This window comes from Pseudomonas sp. QD4 (genome assembly GCF_049199125.1).
Taxonomy (GTDB): Bacteria; Pseudomonadota; Gammaproteobacteria; order Pseudomonadales; family Pseudomonadaceae; genus Aquipseudomonas.
The window spans coordinates 20,794-36,097 of record NZ_JBLZOM010000004.1 but is presented as its reverse complement, the minus strand read 5'-3'; the positions used below and the strand labels follow the sequence as shown (position 1 = coordinate 36,097).

The 15,304-nt window shown below is 58.4% G+C and carries 14 protein-coding genes and 1 tRNA gene; 10 read left to right on the top strand and 5 right to left on the bottom strand.

What is annotated here, in order from left to right:
- The first annotated feature begins 4 nt into the window (after positions 1-4).
- From tolR to nadA, 10 genes are all read left to right on the top strand, one after another.
- Complete coding sequence (tolR, locus tag ACOZJV_RS23130; RefSeq protein WP_161955761.1) at positions 5-457, top strand: protein TolR; 453 nt, start codon at positions 5-7, stop codon at positions 455-457.
- Complete coding sequence (gene tolA, locus ACOZJV_RS23125; RefSeq protein WP_020297266.1) at positions 457-1,536, top strand: cell envelope integrity protein TolA; 1,080 nt, start codon at positions 457-459, stop codon at positions 1,534-1,536. Before tolR ends, tolA begins: the two co-directional genes overlap by 1 nt.
- Before the next feature lie 17 nt (positions 1,537-1,553).
- Positions 1,554-2,834, top strand: a complete 1,281-nt coding sequence (tolB, locus tag ACOZJV_RS23120) for a Tol-Pal system beta propeller repeat protein TolB (protein ID WP_177326775.1) — start codon at positions 1,554-1,556, stop codon at positions 2,832-2,834.
- 52 nt (positions 2,835-2,886) lie between these two features.
- Positions 2,887-3,384, top strand: a complete 498-nt coding sequence (gene pal / locus ACOZJV_RS23115; RefSeq protein WP_003178634.1) for a peptidoglycan-associated lipoprotein Pal — start codon at positions 2,887-2,889, stop codon at positions 3,382-3,384.
- 6 nt (positions 3,385-3,390) lie between these two features.
- Positions 3,391-4,212 carry a tol-pal system protein YbgF gene (gene ybgF, locus ACOZJV_RS23110; protein WP_201127533.1) on the top strand — a complete coding sequence of 274 codons (822 nt, stop codon included), beginning with the start codon at positions 3,391-3,393 and terminating at the stop codon, positions 4,210-4,212.
- 166 nt (positions 4,213-4,378) lie between these two features.
- A complete protein-coding gene (queE, locus tag ACOZJV_RS23105) occupies positions 4,379-5,026 on the top strand; it encodes a 7-carboxy-7-deazaguanine synthase QueE (protein WP_078471854.1) in 648 nt (215 codons plus the stop codon).
- 1 nt (position 5,027) lies between these two features.
- Entirely contained in the window at positions 5,028-5,729 is a 702-nt protein-coding gene (gene queC, locus ACOZJV_RS23100) for a 7-cyano-7-deazaguanine synthase QueC (RefSeq protein ID WP_421548601.1), read from the top strand.
- Between the two features lie 63 nt (positions 5,730-5,792).
- Positions 5,793-5,868 (top strand) — tRNA-Lys (locus ACOZJV_RS23095).
- Positions 5,869-6,427: 559 nt separating this feature from the next.
- Entirely contained in the window at positions 6,428-7,186 is a 759-nt protein-coding gene (locus tag ACOZJV_RS23090) for a lipopolysaccharide biosynthesis protein (RefSeq protein ID WP_421548600.1), read from the top strand.
- A gap of 306 nt (positions 7,187-7,492) precedes the next feature.
- Positions 7,493-8,551: a quinolinate synthase NadA gene (gene nadA / locus ACOZJV_RS23085; protein ID WP_078471851.1), complete on the top strand. Its 1,059-nt coding sequence runs from the start codon at positions 7,493-7,495 to the stop codon at positions 8,549-8,551.
- A gap of 61 nt (positions 8,552-8,612) precedes the next feature.
- Here nadA and ACOZJV_RS23080 read toward each other — a convergent pair whose 3' ends face one another.
- The 5 genes from ACOZJV_RS23080 to gcvP all read right to left on the bottom strand — a co-directional run bounded on the left by ACOZJV_RS23080 (position 8,613) and on the right by gcvP (position 15,303).
- Positions 8,613-9,101, bottom strand: coding sequence for an RDD family protein (locus ACOZJV_RS23080; RefSeq protein ID WP_421548599.1), 489 nt, complete (start codon positions 9,099-9,101; stop codon positions 8,613-8,615).
- Between the two features lie 100 nt (positions 9,102-9,201).
- On the bottom strand, positions 9,202-9,414 hold the full coding sequence (locus ACOZJV_RS23075; protein ID WP_007977299.1) for a cold-shock protein: 213 nt from the start codon (positions 9,412-9,414) through the stop codon (positions 9,202-9,204).
- 382 nt (positions 9,415-9,796) lie between these two features.
- Positions 9,797-10,921, bottom strand: coding sequence for a glycine cleavage system aminomethyltransferase GcvT (gene gcvT, locus ACOZJV_RS23070; protein WP_421548598.1), 1,125 nt, complete (start codon positions 10,919-10,921; stop codon positions 9,797-9,799).
- A 41-nt stretch (positions 10,922-10,962) separates the two neighbouring features.
- Entirely contained in the window at positions 10,963-12,339 is a 1,377-nt protein-coding gene (locus tag ACOZJV_RS23065; protein ID WP_201127524.1) for an L-serine ammonia-lyase, read from the bottom strand.
- 114 nt (positions 12,340-12,453) lie between these two features.
- On the bottom strand, positions 12,454-15,303 hold the full coding sequence (gcvP, locus tag ACOZJV_RS23060) for an aminomethyl-transferring glycine dehydrogenase (RefSeq protein ID WP_421548597.1): 2,850 nt from the start codon (positions 15,301-15,303) through the stop codon (positions 12,454-12,456).
- Between the last annotated feature and the right edge of the window lies 1 nt (position 15,304).

Below are 15,304 nucleotides of genomic sequence, written 5' to 3'. Positions count from 1 at the left end.
TTTAATCGCTCGAGCTCGCAAAAAGCGCAAGCCGGTTGCCGAGATGAACGTAGTGCCCTACATCGACGTGATGTTGGTGCTGCTCGTCATCTTCATGGTGACCGCGCCGATGCTCAATCAGGGGGTGAAGGTTGATCTGCCCAAGGTTTCCAGCGAAGCCTTGCCGCAAGACAACAACACCCAGGTCCTGACCATTTCGATCAAGGCTGACAAGACCTATTACTGGAACCTTGGCAGCGAAGTCGATACCGACAAGCAGCAGGACAAGGCGATGACCTTGCCGCAAATGACCGACGCGGTGACCAAGATCATCCGTGCCGGCAATGAAGGCGGCAAGCACACCCAGGTGTTCATTCGCGGCGACAAGACCGTCGACTATGGTGCCGTGATGGGGGCCATGGGCGGATTGCAGAAAGCCGGGGTCGGTAACGTTGGCTTGATTACCGAGGCGCCCTGATGCACCAACAGCGAGAGCCGTCCGCCTCGGAAAGCTACTTCTGGCCGAGTGTCTGGGCAGTAGGCCTGCACATTCTGGTATTTGGCATGCTGTTCGTCAGCTTTGCCTTTACGCCTGAGTTGCCACCGGCCAAGCCGATTGTCCAGGCGACCCTGTATCAGCTGAAATCGAAAAGTCAGGCAACCACCCAGACCAATCAGAAGATTGCGGGTGAGGCGAAGAAATCCGCCGCGCGTCAGACCGAAGTCGAACAGATGGAGCAGAAGAAGGTCGAGCAGGAAGCGGTGAAGGCTGCGGAACAAAAGAAAGAAGAAGCGGCTCAAAAAGCCGAAGAAGCAAAGAAAGCGGACGAGTCGAAGAAAGCGGACGAGGCAAAAAAGGCTGATGAAGCCAAGAAAGCCGACGAAGCGAAGAAGACCGCGGAAGCTAAAAAAGCTGAAGAGAAACAATTGGCTGATATAGCCAAGAAGAAATCCGAAGAAGAAGCCAAGAAAGCCGCTGAAGAAGAGGCCAAGAAAAAGGCCGCTGAAGAAGCGAAGAAAAAGATAGTCGAAGACGCGAAGAAAAAAGCCGCGGAAGACGCCAAGAAGAAAGCTGAAGCTGACGAGGCGAAGAAAAAAGTCGCCGAAGACGCGAAGAAGAAAGCTGCCGCCGATGCTGCGAAGAAGAAATCGCAGGAAGCCGCGCGTAAATCAGCCGAAGAGAAAAAGGCTCAGGCCTTGGCTGACTTGCTTTCCGACACGCCGCAGCGCCAGCAGGCCTTGGCCGATGAGCAGGGCGATGAAGTCGCGGGCAGTTTCGACGATCTGATTCGTGCTCGGGCGGCAGAAGGGTGGGCTCGTCCTCCTTCGGCACGCAAGGGTATGACGGTTGTGCTTCAAATCGGCATGTTGCCTGACGGTACGGTGACCACGGTCAGCGTATCCAAGTCCAGTGGTGACGGTCCGTTCGACGCTTCGGCGGTGGCGGCAGTCAAGAACATTGGGCGTTTGACAGAAATGCAGGGAATGAAACCGAGCGATTTCGCTCCCTATCGTTCATTCAAGATGACATTCACACCTGAGGATCTAGCCTTGTGAGAAACCTTCTTCGAGGAATGCTTGTCGTTATTTGCTGTATGGCAGGGATAGCGGCAGCGGATGAAAAGAACATTCTGGTCACTAGCGGTAGTGACCGGGCCACCCCTATCGCCGTAGTTCCTTTCGGCTGGCAGGGTGGCAGCGTGCTGCCGGACGACATGGCGGAAATCATCGGTAACGACCTGCGCAACTCGGGTTACTACTCGCCGATTCCAAAACAGAACATGATCGGCCTGCCGACTCAGGCCAGCGAAGTCATCTACCGTGACTGGAAGGCCCTGGGCGCCCAGTACATCATGGTCGGCAGCATTGTTCCGGCGGGCGGTCGCCTGCAGGTGCAATACGCCCTGTTCAACGTCGCCACCGAGCAGCAAGTGCTGACCGGCAGCGTGTCGGGCAGCATCGATCAACTGCGCGACATGTCCCACTACATCGCCGACCAGTCGTTCGAAAAGCTCACCGGTATCAAGGGTGCCTTCTCGACACGCATGCTGTATGTGACGGCTGAGCGGTTTTCCGAGAAAAACACCCGTTACACCCTGCAACGATCGGACTACGACGGTGCGCGTGCGGTGACTCTGTTGCAATCCCGTGAGCCGATCCTGTCGCCACGCTTTGCTCCGGATGGCAAGCGTATCGCTTATGTGTCGTTCGAACAGAAGCGTCCGCGCATCTTTGTCCAGCACATCGACACCGGCCGCCGCGAGCAGATCACCAACTTTGAAGGCCTGAACGGTGCTCCTGCTTGGTCTCCAGATGGTCAGCGCCTGGCTTTCGTGCTGTCCAAGGACGGTAACCCGGATATTTATGTGATGAACCTGGGTTCGCGTCAGATCTCCCGTGTCACCAGTGGCCCGGGTATCAACACCGAACCTTTCTGGGGTAAGGATGGGTCGACCATCTACTTCACCTCGGACCGTGGCGGCAAGCCACAGATCTACAAAACCAGCGCCAGCGGCGGTGGTGCAGAGCGTGTGACCTTTATTGGTAACTACAACGCCAACCCGAAATTGTCGGCGGATGAAAAGACGCTGGTAATGATTCACCGGCAGGACGGCTTCACAAACTTCAAGGTTGCGGCTCAGGATTTGCAGCGCGGAAGCGTAAAAATCCTTACAGATAGCACACTTGATGAGTCGCCTACTGTTGCGCCCAACGGCACCATGGTAATCTACGCCACCCGCCAGCAGGGCCGGGGAGTCTTGATGCTCGTGTCCATTAATGGACGCGTAAGGCTCCCGCTTCCTACCGCACAAGGCGAAGTCAGAGAACCTTCCTGGTCCCCTTACCTGAACTGACGCGGCGCTACACGTTTTACTTAACACACTGGGGTTCATTAGGAGTTTCACGATGGAAATGCTGAAGTTTGGTAAGTTTGCTGCGCTGGCTCTGGCCATGGCTGTAGCTGTAGGTTGCTCCTCCAAAGGCGGCGACAACGCTGGCGAAGGCGCTGTTGATCCAAACGCTGGTTACGGCGCTAACACTGGTGCAGTTGACGGCTCCCTGAGCGAAGAAGCTGCTCTGCGCGCAATCACCACCTTCTACTTCGAATACGACAGCTCGGACCTGAAGCCAGAAGCCATGCGCGCTCTGGACGTTCACGCCAAAGACCTGAAAGCAAACGGCGCTCGCGTTGTTCTGGAAGGCAACACCGACGAACGTGGTACTCGTGAGTACAACATGGCACTGGGCGAGCGTCGTGCGAAAGCCGTTCAGCGCTACCTGGTACTGCAAGGTGTTTCCCCAGCTCAGCTGGAACTGGTTTCCTACGGCGAAGAGCGTCCAGTTGCTACCGGCAACGACGAGCAGTCCTGGGCTCAAAACCGTCGCGTCGAACTGCGTAAGTAATTCGTCATGCGAACGTGCCGTCGTGCTGTAACTATTTTGGCTCTCAGCCTCGCGCCGCTTGCGGCGTGGGCTGCGGTTCCTGTGGTCGATAACAACTCAGGCTATAACAATAGCGGGGGCAGTTATCCGCCAGCGGGTTATGGTACGAACGGCGCCTATGCCGGGGGAGGGGTTTCGACCCCTGTCTCGGCACAGGGCGAGCTGTTCCAGCAACTGCAGCAAATGCAGGAGCAAATCGCACGGCAACAAGGTGTGATTGAAGTATTGCAAAATGATGTTTCGCGCATGAAGCAGGAAAACCTGGAGCGATACCAGGATCTTGATCGGCGCATTGGATCTGGCGCTGCACCTGCCGCCACTCCTGATAATTCTTCTGCCGGTGGTGATAATACCGCCGGTGCGGCTGCCGGAGCTGCGACACAAGCCCCTGCAGCCAGCAGTGAACCGGGTGATCCGGCCAAGGAAAAGCTGTATTACGATGCAGCTTTCGACCTGATCAAAGCCAAGGATTTCGACAAGGCCAGCCAGGCTTTTGGCGCTTTCCTGCGTAAATACCCGAACAGCCAATACGCGGGTAATGCCCAGTACTGGTTGGGCGAAGTGAACCTGGCCAAGGGCGACCTGCAAGGCGCGGGTCAGGCTTTTGCCAAGGTATCCCAGCTGTACCCCAAGCACGCCAAAGTGCCGGACTCGCTGTATAAACTGGCTGACGTAGAGCGCCGCCTGGGTCACACCGACCGGGTCAAAGGCATTCTGCAGCAGGTGGTTGCGCAATATCCGGGCACTTCCGCTGCTCAATTGGCACAGCGCGATTTGCAACGCATGTAATCATGGCTTGACCGTTTTGAAGAAACCCGCGCTTGCCGCGGGTTTTTTCGTTAGAATCCATGCCCTTTTTATGAAACACGCTTCCTGGGGCTCACGCGTTGGCGGAGTCTCTTGAAGTGCCTGACGGAGGCGGACAGCCTGTTTAGCTGTTACGCCCGTGGCGACTATGCAAGACACATTGAGAATCACCGAAGTTTTCTACTCGTTGCAGGGGGAAACTCGGACTGCCGGGCTGCCCACAGTATTTGTGCGCCTGACCGGTTGCCCGTTGCGTTGCCAGTACTGTGACAGTGCCTATGCCTTCAGCGGTGGCACCCTGCGTACGCTGGACAGCATCCTCGAGCAGGTTGCCGAGTTCCGCCCGCGTTATGTCTGTGTCACCGGTGGCGAGCCGCTGGCGCAACCTAACGCCATTCCCTTGCTCAAACAGTTGTGCGACGCGGGTTACGAGGTCTCCCTCGAAACCAGTGGTGCGCTGGATATTTCTGCGGTCGACTCGCGAGTCAGTCGGGTGCTTGATCTGAAGACTCCCGGGTCGGAAGAGGTTCGGCGCAATCGCTACGAAAACATCGACCTGCTGACACCTAACGATCAGGTCAAGTTTGTCATCTGTTCCCGTGAAGACTATGACTGGGCTGTGTCCAAGCTGATCCAGTACGGCCTTGAGCGGCGTGCAGGCGAGGTGTTGTTCTCCCCCAGCCACCATGACCTGAACGCACGCGACCTGGCTGACTGGGTGGTGGCGGACAACCTGCCTGTGCGCCTGCAATTGCAGTTGCACAAATATCTTTGGAACGACGAGCCAGGGCGCTGATATGACCGAGCAAGCAGATGACATTCCCTCCACGCAGAAGCGTGCGGTAATCCTCCTGTCTGGTGGGCTGGACTCGGCCACGGTGGTGGCCATGGCCCGTGCCGAGGGCTACAGCTGCTACACCATGAGCTTCGACTATGGCCAGCGACATCGCGCCGAACTGCAGGCGGCCGAGCGCGTGGCTCGCGACTTGGGGGTGGTTGAACACAAGGTCATCGGCCTGAATCTGAATGGCATCGGTGGTTCGGCCTTGACCGATAGCGCGATCGCTGTGCCGGAAGGCCCAAGTGAAGGCATTCCGATCACCTATGTGCCTGCACGTAATACCGTGTTTCTTTCCCTGGCGCTGGGCTGGGCGGAAGTATTGGGCGCACGCGACATTTTCATCGGCGTCAACGCTGTGGATTATTCCGGCTACCCGGATTGCCGCCCCGAGTTCGTCGAGGCCTTCGAGCGCATGGCCAACCTAGCGACCAAGGCCGGTGTAGAGGGGCAGGGCTTTCGCATCCAGGCGCCCCTGCAGAACCTGAGCAAGGCTGAAATCGTCAAGGCGGGGAGCAAGTTGGGGGTCGACTACGGGCTGACCGTTTCCTGCTATCAGGCCGACGATAAAGGCTACGCCTGCGGCAAATGTGACAGCTGCCGCCTGCGCGCAGAAGGCTTTTCCGCAGCCGGGATTACTGACCCAACACCTTATTTCTGATTTATTTCAAATAAGGTGTTGAATTCCCGTTAGAAATCAGTATTATACGCGCCACCACACAGCGGGTCGTTAGCTCAGTTGGTAGAGCAGTTGGCTTTTAACCAATTGGTCGTAGGTTCGAATCCCACACGACCCACCATTTTTGGCGGTTTAGAAAATCCGGAAGGCCCACGCAAGTGAGGATTTCCGGGTTTTTTTTTGCTCGCAATTCGGTGGTCAGGGTCAGTCCTCCCGGGCACGGTCTCGTGCTGTTTTCCCTGCCTGGACCGGTATCTCAGGTCGCCGTTGAATTGATCGGGCCGAATCGACATCAAGTGCCGAAGGGTTTCAGAGGTGTATCGGGCAAGCGCCCGATTTTTTTGCAGTCTTTCTGCACGCTCTAGCTTCCGCAGAGTATGATAAGGCCTCGTCTTTCCCCGCTTGATAGATTAAGTCTGCTTTATCGCCGCTCTTTATCCGAAGTTCGCCGCCTCAGTGGTCAATGTAAGCAATTTGATACCAATCAGTTCAATGCTATCAATATGATTCGATGATTGAGTTTGTTTGCTATCGATTTAGATTGAGTAATTATTTTTTACATGTGTTGGTTTTTTGTGTGGATTTGTCTGTATATAATTTTTCGTTTTCTGCGCGAAGGGGTTAGTAGTGTGATTTATCTGATGTTGAGCCAGATGACTTCAAAGGTTGGATGAGTGCAAATGAGTTGCATTCCCAATATTCGCGACTTGGATGATTGTCGTAACATCCAGCAAGGCACTGTGTTTATTATTGCCTCGGGTGCATCTGCCAAGGATTTTCATCCTGAGGATTTTGCTCACGTCCCAATGATTACCATGAATGGGGCGATTTCAAAGTTTGTTGGCACTGGAGTCAAACCGTTCTTCTATACCTGTACCGATAGGGACTTCTCCAATCAGCAGCCCGAGTTGTTTTCCCAGGCGATGTTGATTAGTGAGCGGGTTGCTTTGTGGGAAGAGCATTTACGGGCCTCTTCCATTACTCCAAGGGGGGAGGTGTTTCTGCTAAGTAAAGCCCCCAAACTTTCCTGGACAGAGTTAATGGGCGAAGACAAGGAGTTGATAAGGAACCGCAATTTCTTCAGTCGCCGCAATCGCAGAATTGGCTTCAGTAAAAATCTGAAGCGGGGTTTCTTTGATGCCCGCACAGTGGCTTATCTGGCACTGCAAATTGCTTATCACGCGGGTTTTACCAAAGCAGTAATGGTGGGAGTCGACCTCAACCAATCAGCAAGACGATTTTACGAAGACAGGACTACGGATCTTTCCCCCTGTGGACTGGATCAACATTTTTTCACCAGAATTTTGCCTTCCTTCGAAATAGTTTCCGAGAAAGTGATGGGTGATCGCTTTCAGGTCTACAACTTATCCAACTCCTCACGCATACCTTCGGATGTAATACCTCAGATAAGCCTGGATGAACTTGGCCGCATTATCTAATAGGGCTCCGAACAACCGGTGACGACCACACACTCAGTAATCACCCACGTTTCTCCATTCTTGATAGGCACCAACGGTTCCTGGCGCTCTTGGGCGAGCACTGAGTGCCCAGGGCGTTGCACGGGCAATGTGCACGACCTCCCACCGCTCAGAATCATCTTTTACATCAAGGGGATATTCTGTAGCCTTGCCCGCCTAACAGCTGTCCGTGCCTGATAAATACTCACTCTCCCGGCGGGACCCGAGTGGTCCGGAGCCGGGTGTATACTCGACTTTCGCGCGAATGCGCCTGCAGGTCTTGCGAACATGACGCAGATTTCCGAACGCCTTCTGGTTCAAGCCCACCTCGATGCCAAGCAGCCCAAGCCGCTCAGTGCTGATGAGGAGGCCCGCTACCGTGCTGCTATCGCCGCCGAGCTAAAGGCTCAGGACGCGGTGCTGGTGGCGCATTTCTATTGTGATCCGGTTATTCAGGCCCTGGCCGAGGAAACTGGCGGTTGTGTTTCCGACTCCCTGGAGATGGCTCGCTTCGGCAATGCGCACCCGGCCAAGACGGTGGTGGTAGCTGGGGTCAAGTTCATGGGGGAAACCGCAAAGATCCTCAACCCGGAAAAGCGTGTGCTGATGCCGACCCTCGAGGCGACCTGCTCCCTGGACCTGGGCTGCCCGGTGGAAGAGTTCTCGGCGTTCTGTGACCAACACCCAGAGCGCACCGTGGTGGTGTATGCCAATACCTCGGCGGCGGTCAAAGCCCGCGCTGACTGGGTGGTGACTTCCAGTTGCGCCCTGGAAATTGTCGAAAGCCTGATGGATAACGGCGAAACCATTATCTGGGGGCCGGACAAACACCTGGGTACTTATATCCAGCGCCAGACCGGAGCCGACATGCTGCTCTGGGACGGTGCGTGCATCGTCCATGAAGAGTTCAAGTCCAAACAGCTCGAAGACATGAAGGCTTTGTATCCGGACGCGGCGATTTTGGTGCACCCGGAGTCCCCGACCTCAGTGATCGAGCTGGCCGATGCGGTGGGTTCCACCAGTCAACTGATTGCCGCGGCCCAACGCTTGCCGAACAAGACCCTGATCGTGGCGACCGATCGCGGGATTTTCTACAAAATGCAGCAGCTGTGCCCGGACAAGGTTTTCATCGAGGCGCCTACGGCCGGTAACGGCGCGGCGTGCCGCAGTTGCGCGCATTGTCCTTGGATGGCCATGAACACCCTGGAGCGCACCCTGCAATGCCTGCGTACGGGCAGTAACGAGATCTTCGTCGACCCGGCCTTGATCCCTCACGCGATTCGTCCGCTCAAACGCATGTTGGACTTCACCCAGGCCGCGCGGATGAAGCTGGCAGGCAATGCCTGATCTGTTTTGCCGGTCAAACAAAAACGCCCCGATCTGTCGGGGCGTTTTTATATGTGGCGAATTACTTTTTCTTCTTGGGAATGCGTACCAGCTGGCTGCTGGAGTAAATGTCGTGCCAGCTGCGCTTTTGTTTGTCGATCAGTACCCAGAAGAACCCCAGGCCAAGGCATAGCCACGAGGCGATCGAGACGATAAAGCGCAGCAGCGCCTGCCACAGACTGATGCTGCTGCCATCGGCGTTCTGTACGCGAATGCCCCAGACCTGCATGCCCAAGGTCTGGCCGGAGTAGGTCCAGAACTTGGCGAAGAAGCCGAACAACACAAATAGCAACACAGTGGAGTACAGCGGGTCCCCATCCAAGGCGCCGGCTTCGGTCAACGCACGCATTTTGGCTTCGCCGATGATCTGCATCTGGATCATTTTGTAGATGCCGCCGGTGACGATCATCAATGCGGTGCACAGCAGGAAATCATAGAACATCGCTGCCAGGCGGCGGCCCAGGCCGACGGCAGGGAAGTCGCCTTGGGGGCTTAGCAGGTGTTTTGACATGGCACGGCTCTCGTCTGGGCTGAAAAGAAGCCATTTTACGGAATTGCACGCACAAAAAAGCCTCTGATGTCAGCATCAGAGGCTTTTTCGTTACAGACGATTAAGCTTCGGCTTGAACTTCGTCAGCCTGCATGCCTTTTTGGCCCTGCACGGCGATGAAGGTCACTTTCTGGCCTTCTTTCAAGCTCTTGAAGCCGTTGCCCTGAATGGCGCGGAAATGCACGAACAGATCCGGACCGCTTTCTGGAGTGATAAAACCAAAACCTTTCTCGTCGTTAAACCACTTGACGGTACCGCTCTGACGTTGGGACATTTCTTATTTCCTTTGACACAAAAATTAATGACAGTCTCTTTCTCAAGAAAGAGTACTGGGCTGGGTTGCAGGAAAGTAAGAGACGTCGAACGGGTTGTAGCTAACTTGTTGGCTACTGCCCAGGTCACGGTTCCAAGCGACCCATGCAAACACAGTGGGGAAACTCTACGCCAACTACGGGAGAAAAAACAAGCCCTGCGAAATCCCCCGGTTTTGCTCGGCTTTGGCCTATTGGTTGGACCTGTCTGGCCATGCTTAGACGATAGAGTTATTCAATTGTTATAAGCCAAGTTCAATATCGAAAACGTGCACTATTTTATGGCGGTTGCGTTACAGATTAGTGCACTTCTAACGCAACCGCGTTACTTATAGAAACAGTTGTTCAACCGCGATAGTAGCGTTGTGGGACAAATGGCATTTTGCTTACAAGCATAGGCACCTTTTTCCCACGAACAATTGCCCAAACTGGCGTATCGAGTGCGTTATAACGGCTGTCGATGTAACCCATGGCCAAAGGGCCACCCAAGGTCGGACCGAAACCGCCACTGCAGACGCTACCTATGATGTCGCCAGCTTCATTGACGATTTCCGCACCTTCACGCACCGGCGTACGCTCCTGCGGCAGCAGGCCGACGCGTTTGCGGCTGACGCCGTTCTGCTGCTGTGCGAACACCTGTTCGGCACCCGGGAAGCCACCCGCTCGGGCGCCGTCGGCGCGTCGAAGCTTGGAGATGGCCCACAGCAGGCTTGCCTCGATGGGCGTGGTCTCGTTGTTCATGTCGTGGCCATACAGGCACAGGCCCGCCTCCAGGCGCAGCGAGTCACGGGCACCAAGGCCGATGGCCGCCACTTCCGGTTCCGCCAGTAGCGCACGGGCCAGGGCTTCGGCGCTGGAGGCTGGGACCGAAATCTCGAAACCGTCTTCGCCGGTGTAGCCCGAACGGCTGACAAAGCAGTCGATGCCGCTGACGGTCACCGGCTTGAACTGCATGAATGTCATCTGTGCGACTTCCGGGGCCAGGCGTGCCAGCACCGTGACTGCGGCCGGGCCTTGCAGGGCGAGCAGGGCGCGTTCCTCGAACAACGGCTCGATGCTGCATTGATCGCCGATGTGCTGACGCAGGTGGGCCAGGTCCTGGTCCTTGCAGGCGGCGTTGACCACCAGGAACAGCTGGTCGTTGCCCAGGTTGGCGACCATCAGGTCGTCGAGGATACCGCCCTGGTCATTGGTGAACATGGCGTAGCGCTGCATGCCGGCCGGCAGGTCGATGATGTCGACCGGCACCAGGGTTTCCAGGGCTTTCGCCGCGTTGGCGCCGCTCAGGCGGATCTGGCCCATGTGCGACACGTCGAACAACCCGGCCTGTTCACGGGTGTGCTGGTGTTCCTTCATCACTCCCAGTGGGTATTGCACCGGCATGTCGTAGCCGGCGAAGGGCACCATGCGCGCGCCGAGTTCGAGGTGCAGGGCGTGCAGCGGGGTGTGCAGCAGGTGTTCGGTGGACATATTGAGCTCCTGAAAAAACTGCGCAAGCGATCGAGGTCGCTTCAGCATTCGATAATGTTGACGGCCAAACCGCCGCGGGCGGTTTCCTTGTATTTGCTTTTCATATCGGCGCCGGTCTGGCGCATGGTGCGGATGACTTTGTCGAGGGACACGAAGTGCTGGCCATCGCCGCGCAGGGCCATGCGCACGGCGTTGATGGCTTTCACCGAGCCCATGGCGTTGCGTTCGATGCACGGCACCTGTACCAGCCCGCCAATGGGGTCACAGGTCAGGCCCAGGTTGTGTTCCATGCCGATCTCGGCGGCGTTTTCGACCTGAGACACCGTGCCGCCCAATACTTCGCACAGCGCACCGGCGGCCATCGAACAGGCCACGCCGACCTCGCCCTGGCAACCCACTTCGGCACCGGAAATCGAGGCGTTTTCCTTGTACAGAATGCCAATGGCGGCGGCAGTGAGCAGAAAACGCACCACGCCGTCTTCATTCGCACCCGGGATAAAGCGCATGTAGTAATGCAGCACGGCCGGAATAATCCCGGCGGCGCCGTTGGTGGGCGCCGTCACGACGCGCCCGCCGTTGGCGTTTTCCTCGTTGACTGCCAGGGCATACAGGTTGACCCAATCCAGCACCGACAACGGATCGCGCAGCGCCGACTCAGGGTGCTTGCACAGTTGCCGGTGCAACGCCGCTGCCCGTCGCTTGACCTTGAGCCCACCGGGCAAAATCCCTTCGTTGCGACAGCCGGCGTCCACGCAGTCCTGCATCACTTGCCAGATTTGCAGCAGACCGGCGCGGGTTTGCGCTTCCGGGCGCCAGGCACTTTCATTGGTCAGCATCAGCGCGCTGATGGACAGCCCGTAGGTGCTGCAATGACTGAGCAGGTCCTTGGCGCTCTTGAAGGGGAAGGTGAGGGGCGTGGCGTCTTCGACAATCCGGTCGGCGCCGGCGGCGTCTTCATCCACCACGAAACCGCCACCGACCGAGTAGTACTCGCGGCTGCGGATCTGGATGCCAGCGGCATCGAAGGCGCGAAAGATCATGCCGTTGGGATGGTAGGCCAGCGGCTTGCGGATCATGGCCAGGTGTTCTTTCTCGTTGAATGCAATGAGGTGTTCGCCCAGCAGGTTGAGGCGTCCGCTGCTGCGGATGTCATGCAGGCGAGTGGCAATGGTCTCGGTATTCACGGTATCCGGGTGTTCACCTTCCAGGCCCAGCAGCACCGCCTTGTCGCTGCCATGGCCCTTGCCGGTGGCGCCGAGCGAGCCGTACAGCTCGACCTTGACGCGGGTGGTGGCCGTCAGCAGGCCCTCGCGGCGCAGTCCTTCGACGAAGCGCGCAGCCGCGCGCATCGGGCCGACGGTGTGGGAGCTGGAGGGGCCGATGCCAATCTTGAACAGGTCGAACACGCTCAGGGACATGGTGGCTCTCCGGTTTCTTGTTATAGGAGCGGCGGCAAGCTTCAAGTCACAAGCTGCAAGAAAGAGCCGGCCGGCCTTTAACTTGCAGCTTGAAACTTGGCGCTTGCAACTGCTTTACGCGTAAAGCTCGATCGACGGGCAGGCGCACACTAGGTTGCGATCGCCAAATACGTTGTCGACCCGGCCTACCGGTGGCCAGTACTTGCTTTCGATCAGGGACGCGACCGGGTACACCGCTTGTTCGCGGCTGTAGGGGTGAGTCCACTCGCCGACGATTTCCGCCGCCGTGTGCGGGGCGTTTTTCAGCGGGTTGTCGTCCTTGTCCAGGGTGCCGTTTTCCACGGCGCGGATCTCTTCGCGAATACGGATCATGGCGTCGCAGAAGCGGTCCAGCTCTTCCTTGGATTCACTTTCGGTCGGCTCGATCATCAGGGTGCCGGCCACCGGGAACGACATGGTCGGTGCGTGGAAGCCAAAGTCGATCAGACGCTTGGCCACGTCATCGACGCTGATGCCGCTGCTGTCCTTCAGCGGGCGCAGGTCGAGGATGCATTCGTGGGCCACCAGGCCATTGCTGCCGGTGTAGAGCACTGGGTAGTGCTCTTCCAGGCGCCGGGAAATGTAGTTGGCATTCAGGATAGCCAGCTGCGAGGCGCGCTTGAGGCCGGCGCCGCCCATCATGCGGATGTACATCCAGGTGATCGGCAGGATGCTCGCGCTGCCGAACGGTGCCGCGCACACCGCGCCTTCCTTGCGCTCCATGGCTGCGTGGCCAGGCAGGAAGGGCGCCAGGTGCGATTTGACGCCGATCGGGCCCACGCCCGGGCCGCCACCGCCGTGGGGGATGCAGAAGGTCTTGTGCAGGTTCAGGTGCGAAACGTCGCCGCCGAACTTGCCCGGGGCGCAGAGGCCGACCATGGCATTCATGTTGGCGCCGTCGATGTACACCTGGCCGCCGTGGTCATGAATGATGCCGCAGATTTCGCGGATGCCTTCTTCGAACACGCCGTGGGTCGAGGGGTAGGTGATCATCAGTGCCGCGAGGTGTTCACGGTGTTCGATGGCCTTGGCTCGCAGGTCTTCGATATCGACGTTGCCCCGGGCATCGCAGGCGGTGACCACCACGCGCATGCCGGCCATGTTGGCGGTGGCCGGGTTGGTGCCGTGGGCGGACGAAGGGATCAGGCAGATATCACGGCGCTCATCGCCACGGCTCTGGTGGTAGGCACGAATGGCCAGCAGGCCGGCGTATTCGCCCTGGGAGCCGGCGTTCGGCTGCAGGGACACCGCGTCGTAGCCGGTGGCGGCGCAGAGCATGGCCTCAAGCTCGGTGGTCAGTTGCTGGTAGCCGGCGCTTTGCTCGGCCGGGGCGAACGGGTGCAGGGCGCCGAATTCGGCCCAGGTCACCGGGATCATTTCGCTGGCGGCGTTGAGTTTCATGGTGCACGAACCCAGCGGGATCATGGTGCGGTCCAGTGCCAGGTCCTTATCGGCCAACTTGCGCAGGTAGCGCATCAGCTCGGTTTCCGAGTGGTAACGGTTGAAGACCGGGTGGCTGAGGATTGGCGACTGGCGCACCAGAGTGGCGGGGATGGTGCTGGTCACCGAAGCGGCGAGGGCGGCGAAATCCGGCCGCGCCTGGCCGTCGGACAGCAGGCTCCACAGGGTTTCAACGTCGGCCTGGCTGGTGGTTTCATCCAGGGACAGGCCCAGGCGTTGCTCATCCACGATCCGCAGGTTGATGCGCTGGGCGCGGGCCTTGTCGTGCAGAGCGGCGGTGTGCGTGCCGGTGGCCAGGGTCAGGGTGTCGAAGAAGTGCTGTTGCTCCACGGTCACCCCCAGCGCGCCCAGGCCCTGGGCCAGGATCGCGGTCAGGTGGTGGATGCGGTTGGCGATCTGGGTCAGGCCTTTCGGGCCGTGATACACAGCGTACATGCTGGCGATGTTGGCCAGCAGGACCTGGGCCGTGCAGATGTTGCTGGTGGCTTTCTCGCGGCGTATATGTTGCTCGCGGGTCTGCATGGCCAGGCGCAGCGCCGGCTTGCCGAAACGGTCCACCGACACGCCCACCAGGCGGCCGGGCATGTCGCGCTTGAATGCATCCTTGGTCGAAAAGTAGGCCGCGTGCGGGCCACCGAAACCCAGCGGCACACCAAAGCGCTGCGCGCTGCCGATGGCCACGTCGGCGCCGAATTCGCCCGGCGGGGTCAGCACGGTCAGGGCCAACAGGTCGGCGGCCACGGCCACCAGGGCATTGGCGGCGTGGAAGCGTTCGGTCAGTTCGCGGTAGTCGAACACATCGCCGTTGCTCGCCGGGTATTGCAGCAGGGCGCCGAAGAAGCTGCTGACATCGCTCAGTTCGCGCTCATCGCCCACCACCACGTCGATGCCCAGGGGTTCGGCACGGGTGCGCAGGACGTCAAGGGTTTGCGGATGGCAATGCACGGAGGCGAAGAAGGCGTGGCTGCCTTTGTTTTTGCTCAGGCGCTTGCAGAAGGTCATGGCTTCGGCGGCGGCGGTGGCTTCGTCGAGCAGGGAGGCGTTGGCGATCGGCAGCCCGGAGAGGTCGCTGATCAGGGTCTGGAAATTCAGCAGGGCTTCCAGGCGACCCTGGGAGATTTCCGGCTGATAGGGCGTGTAGGCGGTATACCAGGCCGGGTTTTCCAGGAGGTTGCGCAGGATCGGCGATGGCGTGTGGCAGCTGTAGTAGCCCTGGCCGATGTAGGTCTTGAACAGTTCGTTGTTGGCAGCGATGGCTTTGATCGAGGCCAGGGCATCGGCTTCGCTTTGCCCGGCGCCGAGTTCGAGCACGCTGGTGCCCTTGATGCTCTCGGGGATGACGCTGGCGCTCAGGGCTTCCAGGGAGTCGAAGCCCAGGCTGTTGAGCATGGCTTGCTCGTCACCCTGGCGTGGGCCGATATGACGGGCGATGAATTCGTTGGCGGTGCTGAGATTGATAGTCATG